The 23,676-nt window shown below is 64.8% G+C and carries 20 protein-coding genes; 5 read left to right on the top strand and 15 right to left on the bottom strand.

What is annotated here, in order from left to right; translation table 11 throughout:
• Nucleotides 1-2: 2 nt before the first annotated feature.
• The 9 genes from BGP02_RS13135 to BGP02_RS13095 all read right to left on the bottom strand — a co-directional run bounded on the left by BGP02_RS13135 (nucleotide 3) and on the right by BGP02_RS13095 (nucleotide 10,727).
• Nucleotides 3-884 carry a DUF4118 domain-containing protein gene (locus BGP02_RS13135; RefSeq protein WP_261938872.1) on the bottom strand — a complete coding sequence of 294 codons (882 nt, stop codon included), beginning with the start codon at nucleotides 882-884 and terminating at the stop codon, nucleotides 3-5.
• Between the two features lie 176 nt (nucleotides 885-1,060).
• The gene (locus tag BGP02_RS13130; protein ID WP_017233668.1) at nucleotides 1,061-1,879 is read right to left on the bottom strand and encodes a M55 family metallopeptidase; all 819 of its coding nucleotides are present in this window, start codon (nucleotides 1,877-1,879) and stop codon (nucleotides 1,061-1,063) included.
• Between the two features lie 24 nt (nucleotides 1,880-1,903).
• Nucleotides 1,904-3,013 (bottom strand): DmpA family aminopeptidase, encoded by a 1,110-nt coding sequence (locus BGP02_RS13125; protein ID WP_268567518.1) that lies wholly within the window; start codon nucleotides 3,011-3,013, stop codon nucleotides 1,904-1,906.
• Nucleotides 3,014-3,033: 20 nt separating this feature from the next.
• Entirely contained in the window at nucleotides 3,034-3,942 is a 909-nt protein-coding gene (gene gsiD, locus BGP02_RS13120; RefSeq protein ID WP_017233666.1) for a glutathione ABC transporter permease GsiD, read from the bottom strand.
• A gap of 10 nt (nucleotides 3,943-3,952) precedes the next feature.
• Nucleotides 3,953-4,873, bottom strand: a complete 921-nt coding sequence (gene gsiC, locus BGP02_RS13115) for a glutathione ABC transporter permease GsiC (protein ID WP_261938873.1) — start codon at nucleotides 4,871-4,873, stop codon at nucleotides 3,953-3,955.
• A gap of 98 nt (nucleotides 4,874-4,971) precedes the next feature.
• Nucleotides 4,972-6,531 (bottom strand): glutathione ABC transporter substrate-binding protein GsiB, encoded by a 1,560-nt coding sequence (gene gsiB, locus BGP02_RS13110; RefSeq protein ID WP_261938874.1) that lies wholly within the window; start codon nucleotides 6,529-6,531, stop codon nucleotides 4,972-4,974.
• A 123-nt stretch (nucleotides 6,532-6,654) separates the two neighbouring features.
• Complete coding sequence (locus BGP02_RS13105; protein ID WP_261938875.1) at nucleotides 6,655-8,541, bottom strand: dipeptide ABC transporter ATP-binding protein; 1,887 nt, start codon at nucleotides 8,539-8,541, stop codon at nucleotides 6,655-6,657.
• A gap of 126 nt (nucleotides 8,542-8,667) precedes the next feature.
• Nucleotides 8,668-9,624 (bottom strand): isoaspartyl peptidase/L-asparaginase family protein, encoded by a 957-nt coding sequence (locus BGP02_RS13100; protein WP_150564125.1) that lies wholly within the window; start codon nucleotides 9,622-9,624, stop codon nucleotides 8,668-8,670.
• The gene (locus BGP02_RS13095) at nucleotides 9,621-10,727 is read right to left on the bottom strand and encodes a MurR/RpiR family transcriptional regulator (RefSeq protein ID WP_286798683.1); all 1,107 of its coding nucleotides are present in this window, start codon (nucleotides 10,725-10,727) and stop codon (nucleotides 9,621-9,623) included. The genes BGP02_RS13100 and BGP02_RS13095 overlap by 4 nt, the downstream gene beginning before the upstream one ends.
• A gap of 418 nt (nucleotides 10,728-11,145) precedes the next feature.
• Here BGP02_RS13095 and BGP02_RS13090 point away from each other — a divergent pair, with 418 nt between their 5' ends.
• Nucleotides 11,146-11,367 carry a hypothetical protein gene (locus BGP02_RS13090; protein WP_150564123.1) on the top strand — a complete coding sequence of 74 codons (222 nt, stop codon included), beginning with the start codon at nucleotides 11,146-11,148 and terminating at the stop codon, nucleotides 11,365-11,367.
• Nucleotides 11,368-11,556: 189 nt separating this feature from the next.
• Here BGP02_RS13090 and BGP02_RS13085 read toward each other — a convergent pair whose 3' ends face one another.
• The 3 genes from BGP02_RS13085 to BGP02_RS13075 all read right to left on the bottom strand — a co-directional run bounded on the left by BGP02_RS13085 (nucleotide 11,557) and on the right by BGP02_RS13075 (nucleotide 14,654).
• Nucleotides 11,557-12,114, bottom strand: coding sequence for a YggT family protein (locus tag BGP02_RS13085; protein ID WP_017233659.1), 558 nt, complete (start codon nucleotides 12,112-12,114; stop codon nucleotides 11,557-11,559).
• 64 nt (nucleotides 12,115-12,178) lie between these two features.
• Complete coding sequence (locus BGP02_RS13080) at nucleotides 12,179-13,429, bottom strand: enoyl-CoA hydratase/isomerase family protein (protein ID WP_286798682.1); 1,251 nt, start codon at nucleotides 13,427-13,429, stop codon at nucleotides 12,179-12,181.
• 91 nt (nucleotides 13,430-13,520) lie between these two features.
• Nucleotides 13,521-14,654 (bottom strand): acyl-CoA dehydrogenase family protein, encoded by a 1,134-nt coding sequence (locus tag BGP02_RS13075; RefSeq protein ID WP_017233657.1) that lies wholly within the window; start codon nucleotides 14,652-14,654, stop codon nucleotides 13,521-13,523.
• Nucleotides 14,655-15,095: 441 nt separating this feature from the next.
• On the opposite strand from BGP02_RS13075, the gene BGP02_RS13070 reads away from it, so the two are divergent.
• From BGP02_RS13070 to BGP02_RS13060, 3 genes are all read left to right on the top strand, one after another.
• Nucleotides 15,096-16,757, top strand: a complete 1,662-nt coding sequence (locus tag BGP02_RS13070) for an AMP-binding protein (protein ID WP_286798681.1) — start codon at nucleotides 15,096-15,098, stop codon at nucleotides 16,755-16,757.
• Nucleotides 16,758-16,792: 35 nt separating this feature from the next.
• Nucleotides 16,793-17,560, top strand: coding sequence for an SDR family NAD(P)-dependent oxidoreductase (locus BGP02_RS13065; protein WP_017233655.1), 768 nt, complete (start codon nucleotides 16,793-16,795; stop codon nucleotides 17,558-17,560).
• Nucleotides 17,561-17,703: 143 nt separating this feature from the next.
• Nucleotides 17,704-18,714 (top strand): AraC family transcriptional regulator, encoded by a 1,011-nt coding sequence (locus BGP02_RS13060; protein ID WP_017233654.1) that lies wholly within the window; start codon nucleotides 17,704-17,706, stop codon nucleotides 18,712-18,714.
• 15 nt (nucleotides 18,715-18,729) lie between these two features.
• Here the strand turns inward: BGP02_RS13060 and BGP02_RS13055 are convergent, their stop codons facing one another.
• A complete protein-coding gene (locus BGP02_RS13055) occupies nucleotides 18,730-20,109 on the bottom strand; it encodes an MFS transporter (protein ID WP_268567513.1) in 1,380 nt (459 codons plus the stop codon).
• Between the two features lie 247 nt (nucleotides 20,110-20,356).
• Nucleotides 20,357-21,172 (bottom strand): IclR family transcriptional regulator, encoded by an 816-nt coding sequence (locus tag BGP02_RS13050; RefSeq protein ID WP_286798678.1) that lies wholly within the window; start codon nucleotides 21,170-21,172, stop codon nucleotides 20,357-20,359.
• A gap of 727 nt (nucleotides 21,173-21,899) precedes the next feature.
• Here BGP02_RS13050 and BGP02_RS13045 point away from each other — a divergent pair.
• A complete protein-coding gene (locus tag BGP02_RS13045; RefSeq protein WP_017233651.1) occupies nucleotides 21,900-22,295 on the top strand; it encodes a transposase in 396 nt (131 codons plus the stop codon).
• A gap of 166 nt (nucleotides 22,296-22,461) precedes the next feature.
• Here BGP02_RS13045 and BGP02_RS13040 read toward each other — a convergent pair whose 3' ends face one another.
• Nucleotides 22,462-23,565 (bottom strand): NAD(P)/FAD-dependent oxidoreductase, encoded by a 1,104-nt coding sequence (locus BGP02_RS13040; RefSeq protein ID WP_286798677.1) that lies wholly within the window; start codon nucleotides 23,563-23,565, stop codon nucleotides 22,462-22,464.
• Nucleotides 23,566-23,676 lie beyond the last annotated feature (111 nt).

The raw sequence follows: 23,676 nt of genomic DNA, 5'->3' as shown, positions 1-23,676 counted from the left end.
GGTCAAATCCCGCCGGAGACGACGGGCGTCTCGGTGACAGCGTGCGCCGTGGCTGCCGGTGTGAGCGTCTGCGGCGGCGCGACCGGACGCACCGTCGGCCCCGCATGCAAGCGCAAAATCACGTACGTGCCAACGTGCGCACGGAAATACTGCAATTCGCAATGGCACATCTCGTAGCCGCCGTCGCGCGTGCGGATGCGCAGATTGTGCGCGCCATGATGGGGGCGCTCGCCATCGACGGCAAACAGCCCCGCCATACGCTGTGCGTCCTCTGGATGCAGCAGCGCGCGCAGCCCCTCGCGCTTGACGACGTCGGGCGCGACCCCCGTCGCGCGGCGGAAATGCTCGTCGATGAACTCGTAACGCGTGGCCGGATTGGACAGATAGAAGATCGTATCGAGGTGCTTCGTCAGATACGTCATCAGCGCATTGCCCAGTTGTACCGAGTCGGACAGGAGCATGCGCTCGTTTTCGGCGCGCAGCAGCATCTCATAGCGTGTCTGCGCGACCTCGCCGATCAGCTCGGCGCGATACTGGGCACGGCGCAAACGCTCGATCAGCACGACGGCAAGCGGCGTAATCAACAGAAAGCCGGAGACGATCAGCACATCGCGCCGGTCAAACTGGGCGATGTCGCGAAACGGCGGCACGAAGAAGAAGTCGAAAATCGGGATGCTGATGATCATGGCCATGATCGCCGGCCCCAATCCCCAGGTGAATTCGACAATGATGACGGCGCAGGTAAAGAAGATGCCCGGCATCGAGTGATCGAGCACCGGGTGCAGCAGGCTGCGCACGAGAAACGCGGCAAAAACCACGAGCAACGCCCCGACGTAGCGCTTCGCGCCGGGTTCCGCCCACCGTCGGGCGTTTCTGATATCCATGATGCCTCGCCCGGCCCCGCCGGTGCTCAATAATCCAGGGGGCGACCGATAACACGGCGCCGCCGTTACGAAATATTACGGATTATCGCATGCCAGGCATTGACATTTCGTGACGGCTAACCCTAGTTCAGTAGCGCCTTAACAACATGGGACGGGGGGCGGCGCCCAAACGGCACTCAGCGCAACATGAACGACATCGCCGAGAGGCAGTTCAGTACCCGAACCGCCGCCTCGACGCTTGGCGCGACGAATTGCAGCGTCACGCCGTCGACGCGCTCGAGCGTCGGCCACTGGCAGAAGAGGTCGGCCAGCGCGGGGGTCTGTGCCTGCAGGCGCACCTCGACGGGCGTCTCGACCCGGTAGGCATGCCACGTGCGCGGGTCCGCGAGCGATGCCTTGGCGGCGTCGCGGATCAGGTCGCACGACTGGCTCGGGTTGAGCGTCATGCCACTGCCCTGTCCCCAGGCGGCCTTCGTCTGCACGTAATGCGCATGGGGGAAGATCAGTTGCGTCTCTTCGCAGAAGACGTCGTCGCCGCTGGCCATGACCATCGGCACACCGCGCTCGCCGGCGAGCGCGCCGTACAACATGGCCTCGCTCGCTTCCTCCCCCGCCAGCCACACGCGCGCGAAGGCGAAGCTGTTGATCGTATGCGCCAGGATCCCGGCACTCTGCGATCGGCTGTGGTAGCCGATCATGAAGAGCGCATCGCAACCGGCCTCCACCCCCGCCACCATGCCAAGATAGCGCGGCTTGCCCAGCACGAGACGGGCGCGCGGATCGAGTTCGTCCGGCAGCAGGTTGCGAAAGCCGCCGTGCGAATCGTTGACCATCACTTCGGTCGCGCCGCCGGCAAACGCGCCTTCGACCGCCGCATTGGCCTCGTGCGTCATCCAGCGGCGCGCGCGTTCGTATTCGCCATTGCCCGCCCGGGTCTGTTCGGCGTGGAAGACGCCCGCGACGCCTTCGATATCGGTGGAGATCAGAATTCGCATGATGTCGGCTCTGTCGTGAAAGGCTTACAGCGAGGCCCAGTCGGGCAGCACGTCGGCGAGGGCACGGCGCACGTGCGCGTCGCGCCCGAGCACCGACTCGGCCGCAAAGAGCGCGTGCAGGATCGCCTGCTCGGTGGCGTCCGCCGTGGCTTGGAAAATCGGATCGAGCAAGGCGTCCGGCACAAGCGCGGCGGGGGCAACGCGGCCCGTCGCGTCATGCGACACCGTATAGCCTGTGGTGAAGGCGAGTGCGACATCGCCGCTGCCGTGACCGTACACGGACCCCGTGCGCGCCAGGCCGGCACCGGTACGCGTGGCGACCCGGCGCAATTGGCGCGCATCGAGCGGCGCGTCGGTGGCCACCAGCATGATGATGGAGCCGCGCTCAGGCGCCGCGCTCAGCGCCGGCTGCGCCAGACGCGCATCGAGCACCGGCCCGACATGGCGGCCGGCGATCGTCAGTTGCGACGGACGGCCGAAGTTCGACAGCACGAGCACGCCGACGGTAAAGGTCGCCCCAGCCGTCTCGAGCATGCGCGACGCGGAGCCGACACCGCCCTTGAGGCCGAAGCTCGACATGCCGCGCCCCGCGCCGACCGCGCCTTGCGCGACACCGCGCGACGCGCTCGCCAGCGCCTGCGCATAGTGCGCCTCGGTCACGGCAAACGCCTGCATATCGTTGAGATAACCGTCGTTGCATTCGAGCACCGTCGGATTCAGCGATGGGCTGCCACGGCCGATGTCCGGATTCGCCGCGATCGCCGCGCGCAACTGGCCAAGCACCACGTGACTGACGGAAAACGTGTTGGTGAGCGCCACCGGCGCCTCGAGCACGCCGAGTTCGTCGATCTGCATCAAGCCGACGCTCTTGCCGAACCCGTTGATGACGGCCGCGGCCGCCGGAATCTTGTCGCGGAACGGATCCCAGCCGGCGTCGGGCACTTCCGCGGCGGCTGCGTTGGCGGGCGTCGGGCACACCACTGTCACGCCGGTCTGCACCGGGCCTTGCGCGAGCGTGGCATGACCGACGTACACGCCCGGCACGTCTGTGATCGCATGGCGCGACCCGGCCGGCAGATGCCCCACGTAGGGCGCACCGAACAAGGCTTCGCGCGGGTCCGTCGACGGTATCATGCGGCGCTCCTGCGCAGACATCAATGCCGGTCGAGCTTCGGATCGAGCGCGTCGCGCAGGCCGTCGCCCAGCAGGTTGAACGCGAGCACGGTCAGAAAAATGGCCAGGCTCGGGAAGATGGCAATGTGGGGGGCGTTGACCATGTCCGCGCGGGCTTCGTTGAGCATGGCCCCCCACTCCGGCGTAGGAGGTTGCGCCCCCAGCCCCAGGAACGACAGACTCGCGGCGGTGATGATCGACGTGCCGATACGCATCGAGAAATACACGACGATGGACGACACCGTGCCCGGCAGGATGTGCCGCATGATGATCGTCCAGTCCGACGCCCCGATGGAGCGCGCCGCTTCGATATACGTCAGATGTTTGAGCACCAGCGTGTTACCGCGCACGAGCCGCGCGAAGGCCGGGATCGAGAAGATGGCGACGGCGACGATCACGTTGATCATGCCGTTTCCCAACACGGCCACCACGCCGATGGCGAGCAGAATGCCCGGGAACGCGAAGAGCACGTCGGAAATGCGCATGACGATGCGATCCCACCAGCCTTCGTAATAGCCCGCGAGCAGCCCGAGCACCGTGCCGATCACCGCACCGAGGGCAACCGAGCCGAACCCGGCGGCCAGCGAAATCCGTGTGCCCGCCAGCACGCGGCTGAAGATGTCGCGCCCCAGCGAGTCGACACCGAACCAATGCGTCGCCGACGGCCCGGCGTTCAGGGCGTCGTAGTCGAAATAATTCTCCGGATCGAACGGCACGAGGTGCGGCGCGAGAATCGCGATGATGACGAGGGCGAGCACAAACGCCCCGGCGACCATGGCGATGTGCTGCTTCTTGAATTTGCGCCAGAACTCACGCCACGGCGTGCGCACGCGCGTTTGGCTGGCGGAGGCCGCGGCGTTGGCGGTAGTAGTCGGTTGACCCGCGTTCATGGTGCGTGCCTCACTTGTAGCGAATGGTCGGGTTGATGACGGCGTACAGCACGTCGACCACGAGGTTGATCAGAATGAACTCGAGCGAGAACAGCAGCACCAGCGCCTGGATCACGGGGTAGTCGCGCATCTCGACCGAATCGATCAGCAGACGCCCGAGCCCCGGCCAGTTGAAGACCACCTCGACGACAATCGAGCCGCCGAGCAGGAAACCGAACTGCAAGCCCATCATGGTGACGACGGGAATCATGGCGTTGCGCAGCGCGTGCTTGAAGACCACGCGCATTTCATTGAGCCCCTTCGCGCGCGCCGTGCGCACGAAGTCTTCGTGCAACACGTCGACGAACGCCGAGCGGGTGAAGCGCGCCATCACGGCGGCTACCGACGCCCCGAGGGTGATCGACGGCAGGATATAGCTCTTCCACGAATCGGCGCCCATCGTGGGCAGCCAGCCGAGCTGCACCGAAAAGACCTGCATCAGCAGCATCCCCAGCGCGAAGGCGGGGAACGAAATACCGGAGACGGCGAACGTCATGCCCAGCCGGTCGGGCCAGCGGTTGCGCCAGACCGCCGAGGCGACCCCGAGGCCCATGCCGATGATCACCGACCAGATCATGCTCACCAGCGTGAGCCACAGCGTCGGCATGAAGCGGCTGCCGATCTCTTCGGAGACCGGCTGCTTGCTGCGCATCGACAGCCCGAAGTCGCCGCGCACCGCGTGCGTGATGAAGTTCGTGAACTGCGTGAGCAACGGCTTGTCGAGGCCGAGATCCTGGCGCACCAGCGCCACGGTCGCCTCGTCCGCCTGCGGACCGGCGGCCAGGCGCGCCGGGTCGCCCGGCAACATGTGCACGAAGGCGAACACCAGCACAGCCACGATCAGCAGCGTGGGAATCAGGCCGAACAGGCGCTTGAGAGAGTAATTGAGCATCGCAGTCTTGCCGAACGTCTTGCCAAACCATGTCTTGCGGTAAACCGCGCCGCCAGCCAATGCCGGCGGCGCGGGCACGTCACACTTGCGCGCGGCGCTTACTTCATCGAGATATCGGTGAAGTTGAACGATCCGTCAGGCATCGTGTAGACGCCCGACAGGTTCTTGTTGCGCGCATACAGCAGCTTTTCCGTCACGAGGAACGCCCACGGCGCGTCGTTCCAGATCTTCTTCTGCGCGTCGGTATAGAGCTTGGCCTTCTCGGCGCGGTCGGTCGTGAGCAGCGCCTTGTTGAAGTCGGCATCCACCGCATCGTTCTTGTAGTACGCCGTGTTGAACAGCTTCGGCGGGAACGACTCGGAGGCCAGCAGCGGACGCAGCGCCCAATCGGCTTCGCCCGTCGACGACGACCAGCCCACGTAGTACATACGCACCGGTGCCTTGTCGGGATCCGGCGCCGACTCGACGAGGTCGACACGTTGACCGGCTTCGAGCGCGCGCACCTGCGCCTTGATGCCGACCTGCGCCAGTTGCTGCTGCACGAACTGGATCACCTTCTGCGCCGTCGTGAACGTGTAAGCCGACCAGAGGGTGGTCTCGAAGCCGTTCGGGTAACCGGCTTCCTTGAGCAGCTCTTTCGCCTTGGCCGGGTTGTACGGCCACGGGCCGGTCTTGGCGGCGTAATCCACCCCATTCGGCACCACGCCTTCAGCCGGCGTTGCGTAGCCCGAGAAGGCCACCTTCACCAGCGCTTCCTTGTTGATGGCGTAGTTGATCGCCTGACGCACGCGCACATCGTCGAACGGCTTCTGGCGGGTGTTGAAGCTGATATACCGCTGAATGATCGACGGGCCGGCGATCACATCGACCTTGCCGCTGGCCTTCAGGGTAGCGGCCTGCTCATACGGCAACGGGAAAGCGAACCCGGCTTCGCCGGTCTGCATCACGGCGGCGCGCGTGTTGTTGTCGACGACCGGCTTGAAGGTGATCGTGTCGACCTTCGGATAGCCCTTCTTCCAGTAGCCGTCGAACTTCTTCACCTTCACGAAATCGGTGCGGTTCCATTCGACGAACTCGAACGGGCCGGTGCCGACCGGGTGCGAGGCGATGTCCTTGCCGTACTTCTTGAGCGCCTCGGGCGAAATGATCACGGCCGACGGGTGCGCCAGCGTGTTGATGAACGGCGAGAACGGCTCCTTGAGCGTGAACTTCACAGTATGCGGATCGACCACTTCCGTCTTGGCGATTTCCTTGTACAGGTTATAGCGCTTGAGCTTGTTGTCCGGGTTCGTCACGCGGTCGAAGTTGGCCTTGACGGCGGCCGCATCGAAGGTCGTGCCGTCCTGGAACTTCACGCCCGACTTGAGCTTGATCGTGTAGACGAGGCCATCCGGCGACACCGTATAGCTGTCGGCCAGCACGTTGATGAGCTTCATGTCCTTGTCGAAGCCGAACATGCCCTCGTAAAACGACTTGGCAACGGCTTGCGACAGCGTATCGTTGGCGTCGTACGGGTCCATCGTCGTAAACGTCGACTGCACGGCCATTACGACATCCTTGGCGGCGAACGCCGGGGCTGCACTGAGCACCGCGGACGCCACGGCGACGGACGCGATCGCGGTTTTCCAGCGAGCGCCCAACAAAGCGTTTTTCGACATCTGTCTTTCTCCTTCTTGTCTGACGGGGTCGCCGCGAGCGCGTCTTGCGACTGCGTCCCTTGGCGGGCATTGTGGCTACAACGAGAACTGCAACTGGGGACTGCCTGAACTACTGAATCACCATCAATAAGCGCCGGCCACGCGGTGACGCGCCACGAAGTGCCCCGCGCCGACTTCCACCAGCGGCTGCACCTGCGGTTCATCACCGACCGCGCGGATCGGGCTGGGAATTTCTTCCGTCAACAACTCGCGCTTGGCGTGACGACGCGACGGATCGGCAATCGGCACCGCCGACATCAGCTTCTTTGTGTACGGATGCTGCGGGTTTTCGAAGATGGCCCGACGCGGCCCGATCTCCACGATCTGGCCGAGGAACATCACCGCCACGCGATGGCTGATGCGCTCGACGACCGCCATGTCATGCGAGATGAACAGGAACGCGATGCCGAACTCCTTCTGCAGATCGAGCATCAGGTTGATGATCTGCGCCTGCACGGACACGTCGAGCGCCGAGACGGATTCGTCGGCGATCACGACCTTCGGCTTGAGGGCCAGCGCCCGTGCAATCGCAATGCGTTGACGCTGCCCGCCCGAGAACTCGTGCGGATAGCGCTGGGCGTAATCGGCCGGCAGTCCAACCCGCTCGAGCAATTCGGCCACGCGCCGCTCGGCCTCGGCACCGCTGGCCACGCCGTGCACAAGCAGCGGCTCCATGATCGAGAAGCCCACGGTGAGGCGCGGATCGAGCGACGCGAACGGATCCTGGAAAATGAACTGGATGTCGCGGCGCAACCGCTGCAGCGCGCGCCCTGCGAGATCCTGAATCGGCTTGCCGCCGAATTCGATGGAACCGCCCTGGCTGGCGACCAGACGCAACAACGCGCGGCCAGTGGTCGACTTGCCGCATCCGGACTCGCCCACGAGACCCAGCGTCTCGCCGGGATACAGATCGAAACTCACGCGCTCGACGGCGTGCACGCGCCGCTTCACGCCGCCGAACAACCCCGACGGCACATCGAAGCGGGCGACCAGATCCTTCACGCGCAGGATCGGGCCGGCGTCGGTCTGGACCGGCGGTTGCGGCGTTTCCGCCACGGGCTTGGCGTCGGCCGGCGCGTCGTAGCGCAGCAGTGGAAAACGCGCCGGCAGGTCGGTCCCCTGCATCGAGCCCAGACGCGGCACGGCCGAGAGCAGTGCCTGTGTGTAGCGCTCGCGCGGCGCCGCGAAAATCTCGCGCGACGGCCCCTCTTCCACCGCGTCGCCGCGATGCATGACGAGCACGCGGTCGGCCACTTCCGCCACCACGCCCATGTCGTGCGTGATGAATACGACCCCCATGTGCATCTCCTCTTGCAGCGCACGAATCAACTGCAGGATCTGCGCCTGAATCGTCACGTCCAGGGCGGTCGTGGGTTCGTCGGCAATCAGCAGGCCCGGCTTGCACGACAACGCCATCGCGATCATGACGCGCTGACGCATTCCGCCCGAGAGTTGATGCGGGAAGCGGTCGAGCACGCGGCGTGCTTCGGGAATGCGCACGAGTTCGAGCATGCGCAGGGCTTCGGCACGCGCGGCGGCGGTGTCCTTGCCCTGGTGCAGGCGAATCGATTCGGCAATCTGTTCACCCACCGGGAACACCGGGTTGAGCGAGGTCATCGGCTCCTGGAAGATCATCGCCATGTCCGCGCCGCGAATGCTGCGCATGGTGCTGCCGCTCGCGCGCGTGAGGTCGACGAGCGAGCCGTTGCGGCGGCGCATGACCATCGAGCCTTGGGCGATGCGTCCCCCCCCGGTCTCGACGAGGCGCATCGCGGCCAGCGACGTCACCGACTTGCCGGAGCCCGACTCGCCCACGATGGCGAGCGTCTCGCCACGGTCGACATGGAAAGACAGGTCGCGCACGGCCGTGACCATGCGCTCGGACGTCGCGAACTGCACGGTAAGGCCGCGCACGTCGAGCACGCGCTCGTCGGGCAACGAAATCGTAGGGGTTGTCTTGCGCTCTGCCACGCCTGTCCTCGCTTATCTTCGCTTGCTGGTCTGAATCTTGATTCGGCGTGATGCCGAGTGATACCCAGTGATGCCGGCGATACCGATGGCCAGACCGATGACGGCCAGGCCCCTCGCCTTGGAGCGTTACTCGTGAATGGACGTCACGGGCGTCTCGCCCACGCGGGCCACGCCTCGATACATCCCTTCGGTATTGAAGGGCAGTGCGACGTTGCCTTGCGCGTCGACGGCGATCAGGCCGCCACGACCCTGCACGCGCGGCAGCCGCTCATGAATCACGCGCTCGGCGGCATCGGCGAGCGACAGGCCCGCGTAGGCCATCAGCGCGCCCACTTCGTAACACGCCACCGTACGGATGAACGCCTCGCCGGTCCCCGTCGCCGAAACGGCCGCTGTCGCATCGTTCGCATAGCACCCGGCGCCGATGAGCGGCGTGTCGCCCACGCGGCCGACTGCCTTGTTCGTCATGCCCCCGGTGGACGTCGCGGCCGCCACGTGTCCCTGCATGTCGCATGCCACGGCCCCGACCGTGCCGAACTTGGTGTCGGGATCGATCGGCTCTTTCTTGAGCGGCATGTCGTGGTCGAGCGCAACCGCCGCATCGGCCAGCGCACGTTGCCATTGGGCGTAGCGACCTTCGGTGAAAAAGTACCCCGACTCGACCAGTTCGGCGCCGTTGGCCGCCGCGAAGGCTTCCGCGCCCTCGCCCATGAGCAACACATGCGGGCTATGTTCGAGCACCGAGCGGGCGGCGAGAATCGGGTTGCGCACGCGATGCACGCAGGCAATGGCGCCCGCGTCGAGCGTGGCACCGTCCATGATGGCCGCGTCGAGTTCGTGTGTCCCCTCGTGGGTAAACACGGCGCCGCGTCCCGCGTTGAAGCGGGGACAATCTTCGAGGTGACGCACGGCTTCGGTGACGGCCTCCAGCGCCGATCCGCCCGCGGCGAGCACGGTTTGGCCCGCGCGCAAGGCGTCGGCCAATGCCTCGTGATAGGCCGCGATTTCCGCCGGCGAGGTGTCGCGACTGATGGTTCCAGCACCGCCATGAATGGCGATGACCGCGCGTTGGGCGTGACTCATGAGGCTTTGTCCTTTCTGTCCTGACGGCCCGGCGCAAGGCGGGGCATGGCCGGTGGGGCTGGGTTCGGTTGGCTTTGCATCGTGACGCCTGCCGCCGTGGTCGCGCTTGTCAACGCCTTCGCCGTGGCCGTGGTGGCCACCGTGCGTTGCGGCGTAACGATTTGACCCACGGCCGATCCTGCCGGCACGTTAGCCGGACGGCCTGCCGTGGCCGCCGGGGCCAGCGAGGCGGAATCGAGCCACGGCAGCAGGAAATCGGTGAGTTCCGTCGCGCGATCGACGGCGTGTTTGGCGCGTTGGGCAACGGCGTCGCACAGGGCGTCGATCATCGCCAGCACGCTCGCTTCAGAGTTGCTGGACAGCCGCGGCTTGCTGCGCACGAAAATCACGATGTCGCCAAGCGGAGCCAACGGCGACGTCGGACTGTCAGTGAGCGCCAACAAGGGCACGCCGCGCCCGCGCAGGCGTCGGCAAAGCGTGATGGTGTCCGTCACATACCGCGGGAAGGCGAGCGCGATCACCAGATCGCCCTCGCGCAGTTTGAAGAGCTGGCGCGCAGCATGCGTCGATCCCCCGGCGCCGACCACCGCTTGCACATTCTCACAATATGGATCGAGACCGTGATGCAGCAGGCCGGCGAGATAACCGCTCGCGCCCAGCCCCAGCACGTAGATGCGCCGCGCCTGCAGAATCGCGTCCACGGCACGCTCGCAAGTGGCTGCGTCGAGCGTGCGACGCGTCCATTCGAGGTTCTCGGCGGCTTGCGCCAATGACGCCGCCATCACATCGGCACTGGCGCTCGCCTGCGCTTTGCTCGTGCGCAGGCTTTCGATGGGGGCCAGTGTCGCCTCGAACCCCCGCACCATCGCGGCCCGGCACTGCGGATAGCCGTCGAAGCCGAGCGCGCGGGCGAAGCGATTGACAGTGGCGAGCGACACGCCGACGGCGCCGGCAAATTCGTCGATACGCATGGTCGCCGCACGAAACGTGTTGTCGAGCACGAACGCCGCCATGCGCTGCTGCGCGGGCGTCAGATCGGGCATGGCGCGCACGATGCGCTCGGTGAGCGGCAAATCGGCGGGCAACGAATCGGCGTTAATCATGGACCAAGGCGTTCTATGGGTGACGAAGAAAGTATATTTTCATTGACCCCCCGTCAAAAGAAAAAAAATAGTTCAAATGAGGGCGAGGCGAGCGCGCGTCCCCTCGAGTTTCGCGGCAACCCCTGTCAAAACAAGGGGGAAGCCCGCCATCGAGACGCAAAAAGCGGTCATACTAGGGGAAACCCGAATGCACGAACTTGCCGGACGCTTTGCGATCCGACGTTAGGCGTACGGCGTCACCGCGCGGCGATTTGCGACCGACGTGAACCGTCAGGCCGCCGCACCACAGCACTGTCGAAGGATCTTCTGGGGAGGCGGGGCCGGAGGCGAGTCGTAACGTGCGGTAAACATGGCGTAGCCGAGGGCTTACATTTGCCCGGTACGCTGACGAGAAGCCTTTGCCTCAAGGAGCATGACCATGCTGAGCCCGCATGAAATCGCCACGCTGTTGCTGGCGGCCGCATCCCTTGGCCCGATCGATGCCGATGCGCTCGAGCCGCCGGACCTCGCGGCGCTCGAGCAAGCGCACCTGGTGCATGTCAATGTCGACGAGGGACAAGCCAAAGTGATCGTGACCGAGGATGGTCGCCGCGTCCTGCATCGGCTGGGGCTGGCGCGAGCGGGCGGAGAGCGCGTGTAAGCGGCGCGGCCAACGATGGCGCACGCGCATCACGCAGGGCAAGCGGGAGGGCGTGTCGTCAGCGGGCGGTCCGCACCGACCGCATCAGCGAGGACGGCAGCGGCAGCGGGGTCGATGGAGTCAACGGGATGGCCCGTCGGCTCAACCGCCCGTGAGTGTCGGCAGGCAGCGACGCTGCCCGCCAATGCATCAGAGCGTCGCGAAGAAAAGGCTTAAGCGCGCGAGCACGATCAGCAGGATCTGCATCAGCAGGAACAGTCCCAGCGGCGACAGATCGAAGCCGCCGACCATCGGAATGACGCGACGGATCGGGCGCAGCAGCGGGTCGAGCAAGTGCTGGAGAATCGGCATGGCGGCGGCACGCGGATTGACCCAGGACAGCACGGCCATCAGCAGCGTCATCCACATCACGAGGTTGGCGCCCCACTTGGCCACCAGCACCAACGCCACCAGCAAGCCGCGCGGAAACACCGCAACCGGCGAGACACCCACGACGGCGGTGATCAGCACCAGATAGACGATGCCGCACAGCCACGCGGCGATCAAGCTCGCCCAGTCGATGCCGCCCACGCCCGGCACGATACGCCGCAACGGCAACACCATCCAGTTGGTGAACTGGAACACCCCTTGTGAGAGCGGATTGCGCGGAGGCAATTGCGTCGCTTGCATCCACACGCGCAACAGCAACAACGCGCCGAATAGCGAGAAGACGAGGTCTAAGAGTAGACGGGCGATTTCGACAAGCATCTGGACTCCAACGGATGGTGCGGTCCCCCGCAAAGCGGGCATTGTCGCATGCGTTCGCCGAAGTTCAATGATCTCCCAACGCTTTCAGGGGATGCTCGCCTTGCGGCCACGGCGAGACGAAGAAGGCCTCGACCTGTGCCTGCGGGACTTCATCCAGGGTGGCGTAGCGCCATCGCGGCTGTTTGTCCTTGTCGATCAGCAGGGCGCGCACGCCCTCGACGAAATCACCGGACGCGAACGCGTGATATCCCAGGACCAGCTCCATGCGAAACGCGTCGGCCAGATCGAGCCGACGTCCCTTCGCCAATTGTCGGTCGGTCACGCACAGGCTCAGCGGCGAGCGCTGCTGCAACAACGCGAGCGTGTCGACGGCCCAGGGGGTCTGCGCGTCGCTGGCGAGCGACTCCACAATCCCCGGCACGTCGATCGCACTGAAATGCCGGTCGAGGGTGGCGCGCACGTGCGCCAACGGCGCGGCGTCGGTCCACGTGCGCCCCAGCGGGAGGATGATGGATCGAAGCCGTTCCAGCAGATCGGCGGACGCAGATACCGACGCATGGCGGTCTGCCCGACTTGCGTCGCCTGCACCGTGGGCCTCGCTCGCGTCGCACGCCGGTCCTGCCCGTCCTGCGCCACCCATCCCGTCCGCGCCGAGCTTCGCGTCACTTGCCGGAGCGCCCTCCGGCCAATCGAAATGCAAGAGTGCCGCACGTAATTGCTGCGGCGCGTCTCCTTCGAGCCAGACGTCGGCGAGCCCGCAATACAGAGCGTCGGCCGCAGTAATGGTTGCGCCGGTCAGACCGAGATAGCGCGCCAGCGTCGGTGCCAGATGCCCGAGGAACCAGCTGGCGCCCACGTCCGGAAACAGGCCGATGCCCGTCTCCGGCATCGCCAGTCGAGTGCGATCCGTCACGATACGCAGCGCCGCCCCTTGCGCGACGCCCATCCCGCCGCCCATCACAATCCCGTCGAGCAGCGCGATATATGGCTTCGGATACCGGTGTATCAGATAGTCGAGACGGTATTCGTCGATGAAGAACGCCTGGTGATCGCTCGCGTCGTTCACGCGGCTTTCATAAAGCGCTCGCACGTCGCCGCCCGCGCAGAACGCCTTTTCGCCCGCGCCTTCGATCAGCACGGCCCGCACCGCGGGGTCGTCGGCCCACGCATTGAGCTGGCGCCACATCGATCGCACCATGCCGTGCGTGATCGCGTTCAACGCTTTCGGCCGGTTCAGGGTGATAACGCCGAACCCATTGACCACGTCAAACAACACTTCGTCTTGCGCCTCGACGGCGCGCTCATGCTGAATCACTCCCCCTCCCCCTTAGCCATGCTGCGCCGATCGTCGCCGCCAGGCCCATGATCCCGTCGCCGTATCGCTTGCCACCTTTGCCGTTTCGCGATCAGTCCAGCGCGCGGGCGATGACCTGACGCTGAATCTCGCTGGTGCCTTCGTAGATCTGCGTGATGCGGGCATCGCGGTAGTGACGCTCCACCGGATAATCCTCGAGATAGCCGTAGCCGCCGTGAATCTGGATGGCGTCGGAGCACACCGACTCCGCCAGCTCCGACGCGAACAGCTTGGCCTGCGACGCCTCGGACAGGCACGGCAATCCCTGGGTGCGCAACGCCGCCGCGTGCAGGATCAGGAATCTTGCCGCGTTGATACGCGTCGTCATGTCCGCCAGCATGTTCGCGATACTCTGATGCTCACGGATCGGCTTGCCAAACTGCTGGCGCTCGCCGGAATACCGCAGCGCCGCTTCGAACGCCGCCCGCGCCACGCCGAGCGCGAGCGCGGCAATACCAATCCGCCCGCCTTCGAGATTGGACAACGCAATCTTCAGTCCCTGCCCCGGTTCGCCAAGGAGTGCATCATCGCCCACCTCACAGTCGACGAGCGTGATCGGGCACGTATCCGACGCCCGGATACCCAGCTTGTGCTCGGGATGCCCCACTTCGAACCCCGGGGTCTGCGTCGGCACGATGAACGCCGAGATGCCACGCTTGCCGGCTGCGGGGTCCGTCACGGCGAACACGATAGCGATCGCCGCGCGCTTGCCGTTCGTCACGAACTGCTTGCTGCCGTTGAGCACCCACTTGTCGCCGCGGCGCTCGGCACGCGTTCGCAGATTATTGGCCTCCGACCCGGCCTGCGGTTCAGTCAGGCAGAACGCCCCGATTTTCCGACCGGCAGCCAGATCCGGCAACCAGCGCTCACGCTGCGCGTCGGTGCCGAATTTCAAAATCGGCCCGCAACCCACCGAGTTGTGAACGGACATCATCGTGGCGGTCGACGCACAACCGACGGCAATCTCCTCCATCGCCAGGGCATACGCCGTGTAATCCGTGTACGAGCCGCCGTACGTTTCGGGCACCATCATCCCCAGCAAACCCAGGTCGCCCATTTGCGCAACCATGGCGTTGGGCAACGCGCAGTCGCGGTCCCATTGTGCCGCATTCGGCGCAAGCTGCTCGCTGGCAAACGTGCGCGCCATGTCGCGAATCATGCGTTGGTCTTCGGTATAGAAATCCATGTTCTGTCTCCTGCACCCTGCCGTTATCCGAAGGGATCGCCAGCACCAGTGCCCTATCGATGGGATCAGTGTAGGGATCGCGCCGCATCGGCACCATAGCCAAAAGCAGCAAATTGCATGAGCGGAATTGCCATCGGAAACGGACGAAGCCACCCTCGGTAAAACCCTCGGTTCGGTCTGCGTCACCGAAGCGCCTTGCCCAGCGGGGAGCCCCGCCATCATTCAAGTCCCCACTGACGGAGTGGATAAATCCCTCACATACTCTGACCCGTTTGGGCATTGCCTCTCGCCGACGCCACGCATTAGGATGAATTTTGCCAATGCCGAGTGAGCGCCGCGTCCCAGATCAAGACGGCGCCACGGCGGTCCGCGATGCGTGCCCGAGCCTTTCCATCATAGGCGCGCGGTTGCGGACCGGTATCCGACTACAGGAGACGACCCATGACTGCCGACTACGCCGACACCTACCGCGCGTTCGACCTCGACGCGACCGTGCGCGCCACGCTTGCCGGCCAACTCGACGCGATGAACGCGTGCGTCGAGTGCTGCGACCGCCATGCGCTTCCCGGGCGCATCGCCCTGTTCTGGGAAGGGAAAGACGGCACGAGCCAGACGTGGACGTTTCGCCAATTGCAAACGCTCGCCGCGCGCTTTGCCAATTTCCTTCGCGAACAGGGCGTGCAGCCCGGCGACCGCGTGAGCGGGCTGTTGCCGCGCACACCCGAACTGCTCGTGACGATTCTTGGCACCTGGCGCGCGGGCGCGGTGTATCAACCGCTCTTCACGGCGTTCGGCCCGAAGGCCATCGAACACCGGTTGCACAGCGCCCAGAGCAAGCTCGTGGTGACCGACGGTGCCAATCGGGCCAAGCTCGATGAAGTAGCCCACTGCCCGCCCGTCGCCACGGTCAGCGGGCCGCGCGGGCAAGGGGTGCGCCGGGGCGACTTCAGCTTCTGGCATGAAGTCGAGCAACACGCCCCCGACTTCGCGCCGGTGCCGCGCAGCGGCGACGATCCGTTTCTGATGATGTTCACCTCGGGCACGACCGGCACCGCAAAGCCGGTCATGGTGCCATTGCGCGCGATCCTGGCGTTCGTCGGCTACATGCGCGACGCCGTCGATCTGCGACCGACCGATACGTTCTGGAACATTGCCGATCCGGGTTGGGCCTATGGCCTGTACTACGCCGTGACAGGCCCGCTCGCGATGGGCATTCCCACCACCTTCTACGACGGCCCCTTCAACGTCGAAAGTACGTACCGAATCATCCAGAAACTGGGTATCACGAATCTGGCCGGCTCACCGACCGCCTTTCGCCTGCTGATCGCGGGCGGCGACAAGGCGGCCGCGCCCGTGAAAGGACAGCTGCGCGCCGTGTCCAGTGCGGGCGAGCCACTCAACCCCGAAGTCATCCGCTGGTTTGCCGAGCACCTCGGCGTAACCATTCATGACCACTATGGGCAGACTGAACTCGGCATGGTCGTCTGTAATCACCATGCGCTGGCCCATCCCGTGCGAGCCGGGACTACCGGCTTCGCGTCGCCGGGACATCGTGTGGTCGTGCTGGGTGACGACGGACACGAGTGCGCGGTCGGGCAGCCGGGCGTGCTCGCCCTCGATCGACGGCAATCGCCGCTGATGTGGTTCAACGGTTACTGGGAGCGGGACACGCCTGCGTTCGTGGGCGAGTACTATCTCTCCGGTGACACTGTCGAGCGCAACGAGGACGGCAGCATCAGCTTCGTCGGACGCAACGACGACGTCATCACGTCGGCCGGGTATCGCATCGGGCCGTTCGATGTCGAGAGTGCGCTGATCGAGCATCCCGCGGTGGTTGAAACGGCTGTGGTCGGCAAGCCGGATCCGGAGCGCACCGAAGTGGTCAAGGCGTTCGTCGTGCTGCATCCGCAGTTCGCGCCGACGGACGCGCTTGCGCAGGAATTGCAAGCGCATGTCCGCCACCGGCTGTCCACGCACGCCTATCCGCGTGAAATCGAATTCGTCGCCGAACTGCCCAAAACACCGAGCGGCAAGCTTCAGCGCTTCATCTTGCGCAACCAGGAAATCGCCAAGGCCGCGCAGACTTCTGCCGGCGCGGTCTGAACCTCAACGCGCTTTTCTTTCAGGAATCGCAGCCCATGCAAATCAAGGATCGTGTCTTTCTCGTCACCGGCGCATCGTCGGGTCTCGGTGCAGCCACCGCCCGCATGTTCGTCGACGCGGGCGCCAAGGTCGTGCTCGGTGACATCAATGCCGATGCCGGCGCCCGACAGGCCGAGGCATTGGGCGACGCCGCGCGTTTCGTCGCGACCGACATTACCCGCGAAGACGACGTTCAGCGCCTGGTCGACACGGCCCAAAGCGCGTTCGGCCGTCTGAACGGCGTGGTCAACTGCGCTGGGCTCGTCATGGGCGAACGCATTCTGGGCAAGCAAGGTCCGCACCGACTCGACAGCTTTGCCCGCATCGTCAACGTGAATTTGATCGGCACGTTCAACGTGCTGCGCATCGCGGCAACGGCCATGGCCGCGGGCGATGCCGACGCCGAGGGAGAACGTGGCGTGGTCGTCAACACGGCGTCGGTCGCCGCGTTCGACGGACAGATCGGGCAAGCCGCGTATGCGGCCTCGAAGGGCGGCGTTGCCGCCCTGACGCTGCCGGCCGCGCGCGAGCTGGCGCGCGTTGGTGTGCGCGTGGTGACGATTGCGCCGGGCATCTTCGAAACGCCGATGATGGCCGGCATGACACCGGAGGTGCAGGCCGCACTGGGCGCTTCGGTGCCGTTTCCACCTCGCCTCGGCCGTCCGTCGGAATATGCCGCGCTAGTGCGCCACATCGTCGAGAACGTCATGCTCAACGGCGAGGTGATTCGTCTCGATGGCGCGCTGCGCATGGCACCGAAATAAGTCGTCGCCAGTATCGCTGTCATACGCTGCACGCGAATTCGGAAAGCGCCGATCCTGTTTTCAGACGGCATCGGAGGCGTCATCAGGGGCCGCACTGCTAGAATCGTTGCGTCCCCTTGCTACGATGTTCCGTTTCGCGACGCATGGAAAAAGGCAGCATTTCGATTCATTTCGTGATTAACGCGTTGGCGCATGTCGAGCGGCTCGGCGGCGATCCAGCGGCATTGCTGCATGCCGCGGATATCGCGCCATCGCTGCTCGCGCACCCGCAAGCCCGCGTTTCCGCGGATCGCTATGCGCAGTTGTGGCGGCTGATCAGTGTCGCGCTCGACGACGAATTCTTCGGGCAGGATTCGCGCCGCATGAAAGTCGGCAGCTTTGCGATGCTGTGTCACACCGTCGTCGCGTGCCGCACCCTCGAGCAGGCGCTGCAACGCGCAACGCGTTTCATGGGGCTCTTGCTCGACGACCTGCAGATGCATCTGGTGCGGGACGGCGCGCTGGCCCGACTCGAAGTCCGTGAGCGCGCAGACGAACGGTCGCCACGCATCTTCGGGCACGAAACACTGCTGATTCTCTTCTATGCGCTGACGTGCTGGCTGATCGCACGTCGAGTGCCGTTGAGCACAGCCTATTTTTCATTTTCCGAGCCGGCATACAGCGACGAGTATCGGACGATGTACTCGCCGCGTCTGGTGTTCCACGCGACACATACGGCCATCGAGTTCGATGCGGCCTGCCTCGACTTGCCGGTGGTGCAGAACGACGAGTCCGTGAAGGAATTCCTGCGCGCGGCGCCGGGCAACATCATCCTCAAATACAAGAATACGAAGGGCATGGTCGCGCGCGTGCGGCGGCGTTTGAAGACGATGCCGACCGATCGCTGGCCGGCCTTCGAAGCGCTGGCGGGCGAGTTCCACACCACACCGTCGACGTTGCGTCGGCGACTGGAGGACGAGGGGCAGTCGTATCAGTCGATCAAAGACCAACTGCGGCGCGATTTCGCGATTCATGCGCTGTGCCACACGTCCAAGCCGATGCTGGAGATTGCCCTGTCGCTGGGCTTTGCCGATCCGAGCGCGTTCTTTCGTGCGTTCCGAAAATGGACCGGGGCGCGTCCCGGCGACTATCGCCGCCAAGCCGTGGCCGCGTGACGCCGATCTGGCCGTTCAAACCGCGCGCGCATCCGCGTTGACGCCATCGCCCTCGCCCCGCTCACCCCGCTCACCGGGCGCGTCGTCATCGAGCTCGATGCGCTTGACCTCGCCCAGCAGCAACAGGTAGCACAACACGCCGGCGATCGCGAAGAGACTGATAAGCCCGAGCGCCCAGCCGAACGAGCCGGTCGCCTTGACGATGAACCCGATCGCAATCGGCGTGACGATGCCCGACAGGTTACCGGCGAAGTTCACCGCCCCGCCCGTGATGCCCACCATGCCCTTCGGCGCGATGTCGGCCACCAGCGACCACGAGGCCGAGGCCACACCTTGCGCGAAGAACGCGAACGACATGATGGCGATCACGAGGCCGTTGGCGTCGGTCAGCACGCTAAGCGACATGGTCGGCACCAGCAACAAGCCGGTCACGATGGGCGTCTTGCGCGCCGTCCCCACGGCCACGCCGCGACGCAGTAGCCAGTCCGAGAGCAGACCGCCGCAAACCACGCCGATGGACGCCGCGACGAAAGGCACGGACGCCATGCCGCCCGCCTTGAGCACCGTCATGTGGCGCTCGGTGATCAGGTACGTCGGGAACCACGTCAGGAAGAAGTACAGCGACGAGAGCGACGCGAACTTGCCCACGCAGATCGCGATGATCTGACGATTCCGGAACAGCGCGAGCAACTTGCGCCATGGGAAAGCGTTCACGGCGGACCGATCGGTTGACGCCGCCTCGACAAGCGCCCCACCGCGACGAATGTGCGCCAGCTCGGCGGCGTTCACCCAGGCGCATTGATCCGGGTCGCGATAGCCGACGAACCACACGCCCGCCCACACAATGCCCAGGAGACCGGTCGCGTAGAAGATCTCTCGCCAGCCCCACGTGTGGGCGATCCAGAACAGCACGGGCGTGAGGGCCGCCATGCCGATGTACTGGCCCACCAGATAGACACTGGTGGCCACCCCACGCTCACGTTGCGCAAACCAGATCGAGACCACGCGGTTGTTGACCGGGAACGTCGGCGCTTCGGCGATACCCACGCCCAGACGCATGGCAAACAACGCAGCAAATCGCGAGGCGAAGCCTTGCATGAATGTCAGCATCGACCAACCGAGAATGGCGACGCCGTAAATCGCACGCGTACCGAACCGGTCGATGACCCAGCCGCCCGGAATGTTCGCGATGACGTAGGTCCACGCGTACGCCGAGAAGATAAAGCCCAGCGCGACAGGGTCCAGGCCGAACTCCTGCTTGAGCATCGGGGCGGCCACGGAGAGATTGGCGCGATCGACATAGTTGATGACCGTGCCGACGAAGACCAGGAAGAGCATCCAGAAACGCACGCGCGACGGGCGCTGAGCCGCAGACGGACGCAGGGAAACTGACATGATGAGTCTCGTAATAAGCCGCGGGACAGCGGCACCTTGTTCGCCTCATATTAACCAAATATGGAACGATGGTTATTAGGCGAAACAATTATGACGAAGTGGTTTCAGCGAGACAAGCGCAATCTGGAGAGGCGCGTGATCAAGGCGTGCTGATACAGACCCACTGATGCGGGGTGCACCGTCGACGACACGCTGACGACACGCCGAAGGCATGGCGCGTGGGCTGACGCGCGCGAGCTGGCGCGATTTACTTCGTCGCCGCCGACGTTGCGCCTGCGCGATCCGAGCGGTAGTTGAGCTTGTGCGAGAGTTCGTCCGCGGCGGACACGACCTTCTCGACGATGCCGCTCTCGAGCAGCTCCGCTTCTACGCGCGACTGAGGAATCGTCACACTGATCACGGCGACGATCTTTCCGAGATGATTGCGCACGGGCGCCGCGATCGTCGAGATGTTCTGCTCGAAGAATGCCTGGCTCATGCTGTACCCGCGGGCGATGTCGTCCTGGACCACACGGTACAGCGCTTCCACGGTCGTTGGCGTGTGGGCCGTATAGCCTTCGAGCTTGGCTTCCGGGTAAAGCTGCTTGAGCGCCGGCAGCGAGTAGTCGCCGAGCAGAATGTGTCCGACGACCGTCGCATGGGCGGGCAAGCGAGTGCCCACGCGAACCGTGCCGAACACCAGTTCACGGCTCGCCGCTTTGGCGACAAACACCGCGTCGCGCTGATCGAGAATCAGAATATGGCTGGAGAAACCCGTGGCATCGCGCAGCTTCTCGATGACCGGCGTGCCGAGATCGGTCAGTTCGAGCGAATTCAGATACTCGAAACCCAGGCGAAGCACTGCCACGCCCAACCGGTAATGACGATCGTCCCCGGCCTTCTCGATGAACCCCTCGGCTTCGAGTGTCTGCAACAGGCGGAACACCGTCGAGCGTGGGATGCCGAGTCGTCGCGCCAAGTCGGCCCCGGCCAGCACGGGCTCGCGCGCCGAGAACGTCATCAGAACGCGCAGTCCACGCTCGAGGCCCGGGACGGAGTATTTGTTATCGCTGTCGTTGCTCATGCCGTTTGCGCACGCTGGCGCCGACCGGTGTGCAGGCGTGCCGCGCAACCGATAGACGATATTCATCGAAGGCGCACATTATAGGCCACAGGCCCGCCGTCGGGCCATGACGAAACGCCACGCGGCGACCAGGCCACTTTCTCATCTCCCGAGACTCGGTTGCACCGCGTACGCGCGGAGTTGCGCCCTACCTCGCGTCACCATGCCCTATCGGGGCGCAAGTGAGCACCCATCTTGGGCGACTCGCCGGCAACACGGCCAATGCACCGCAATGGGGGTAATTCCGAAGCGCGTCGACGCGCGCTTTTTGTCATCATGGCGGTTGCAAGCTTGACAAGCTGGCGCATGTGGAGCGAGACACTCTGGCCGGGGCCGAGAATAATAAAGGATCCGGACTGGCCAAAAGGCACGTATTCCTTTTCTCCTGACGCTTTTGCGATTGCCTATCCCAATAGCCACCCAGGAGCTGCGCCCACCTGCCAAGTGGGCGTTTTTTTGCTGGTCAAACGCTCCCTTCGCAGTGTGGTTCGTCCCGCCCGCGGCGTTCTTCATAAGAGAACCCGATGATCTGGCATGCTTGTTGCTTGTATTTCCAGCATCGGGGAACGACGCCGCCTTGGCCGAGGTTTCACGAATAAGCACTTACCGGATTGCATCGGTACCTGCCGGATCGTGAAGCTCGGACTCGCCCCCTGCGGCGCCTCCGTTTGTTTTGGGTCGAGGTGTTATGTTTACTGAACTGAGCGACGTTGAATGGCACGCCCTGCGTGATCTGATTTGTGACCGTCCGGTCCGTACGGAGCGGCGTGGCCGCCCTCAAGTCGAACAGCGCACGCTGACTAATGCTGTCTTGTGGGTGCTGTTCACGGGCGAAAGCTGGTCCAAGCTGCCCATGCAGTACCCCTCCGTGCCGACTTGCCGCCGCAAACTCAACGAGTGGCGCGAATCAGGCATGCTCGATACGATCCTGAAGCGCCTGCAACAATCGGGCCGCGACATCAGCACCTGCGCGGGTCAGATCAGCAAGCCGACCCGCAGCACGCCCTGCGGCGACACCGATCGCCTGCGCGGGGTGTTCTGGACCAACCCGGCCTCGTGGAAGCCGCCGGTTGCCGTTCGCTGATCGGCAAACCCACCACGACCACCTTCACACCGATTCTTGTCCGACAGGCATGCCGCGCAACGCCCGCGGCACCGTTGGAACCGCACGACGGGGTTAGCCAGATAGCGGCCTAATGCGCGCGAGGTGACCACCGGTCACCTCGCGCGTTTTCACATCGAAACGCACGTCAAAGCGCCGCGCGCACCGCTTCGGCAATCGCGAGTGACGCCGTCAGTCCAGGGGACTCGATACCGAACAGGTTGACGAGTCCCGCGACACCATGCACCGCCGGCCCATCGATGCGGAAGTCTGCCGCCGGCTCGCCGGGTGCGCTGATCTTCGGTCGAATGCCGGCATAGCCGGGCTGCAACGCGCCGTCTGCCAATGCCGGCCAATAGCGCCGGGCCGCCGCGTAGAAACCATCGCCATCGGCGGCATTGACGGTGTAGTCTATCTCGTCGACCCAGGCCACATTCGGCCCGAAACGCGCTTGTCCCGCGAGATCGAGCGTCAGGTGTACGCCCAGCCCGCCCGGCTCCGGCACGGGATAGATCAGGTGCGAGAACGGCGCGCGCTGCGTACAGGTGAAGTAACTTCCCTTCGCGTAGTAGCGTTGAGGAATGTGTTCGGGGGCAAGGCCAACGAACGTACGCGCGACGTCCACGGCATGAAGACCTGCGCTGTTGATGACGATGCTGGCGCATAGCGTCGACGTCATACCCGCCGTATCGACATCCAGCTCGATGCCCTCGGCGTGGCCCACCCGGGCACCGACGACGCGCGCGTCGAACGCGAGCATGGCCCCCGCGCTCTGCGCATCACCCTGCAAGGCGAGCATCAGACTGTGGCTGTCAACGATGCCCGTTGACGGCGACAGTAACGCGCCAAAGGTTTGGAGTGCCGGCTCGCGCCGGGCGACTTCGCCTGGAGTGAGCCATTGCAGGTCGTCGACACCGCTGGCGCGCGCGTTGGCGGCAATGGCCTCGAGTTCGCCCACCTGACGATCGCTGGTCGCGACGATCAACTTGCCGCAACGCCGATGCGCCACGCCGTGCGAGGCGCAAAACGCATACAGGCGATGCTTGCCCTCGACGCACAACGTCGCCTTGAGCGAGCCGGGTGGGTAGTAAATGCCGCCGTGAATGACTTCGCTATTCCGCGAGCTGGTGCCGGTGCCGATCGCGCGCTCGGATTCCAGGATGATCACTTCCCGGCCGGCCATGGCCATCGCCCGCGCGACGGCCAACCCGACGATGCCCGCGCCGATCACCACGCAATCGACTTTATCCATCGCTATTCCTTCGTGACTTTCCGATTCGCATGAAGACGCCGCACCGTCGCAGGCCAGCCTCCTCATGCGGATCGGCTGCGGGAGACGATCCCGCAGCTTCACCTCCGAACT

The organism is Pandoraea sp. 64-18 (assembly GCF_001899225.1).
Classification (GTDB): Bacteria; Pseudomonadota; Gammaproteobacteria; order Burkholderiales; family Burkholderiaceae; genus Pandoraea; species Pandoraea cepalis.
The sequence above is the reverse complement of the archived record's forward strand: the minus strand, read 5'-3'. Positions and strand labels throughout refer to the sequence as shown.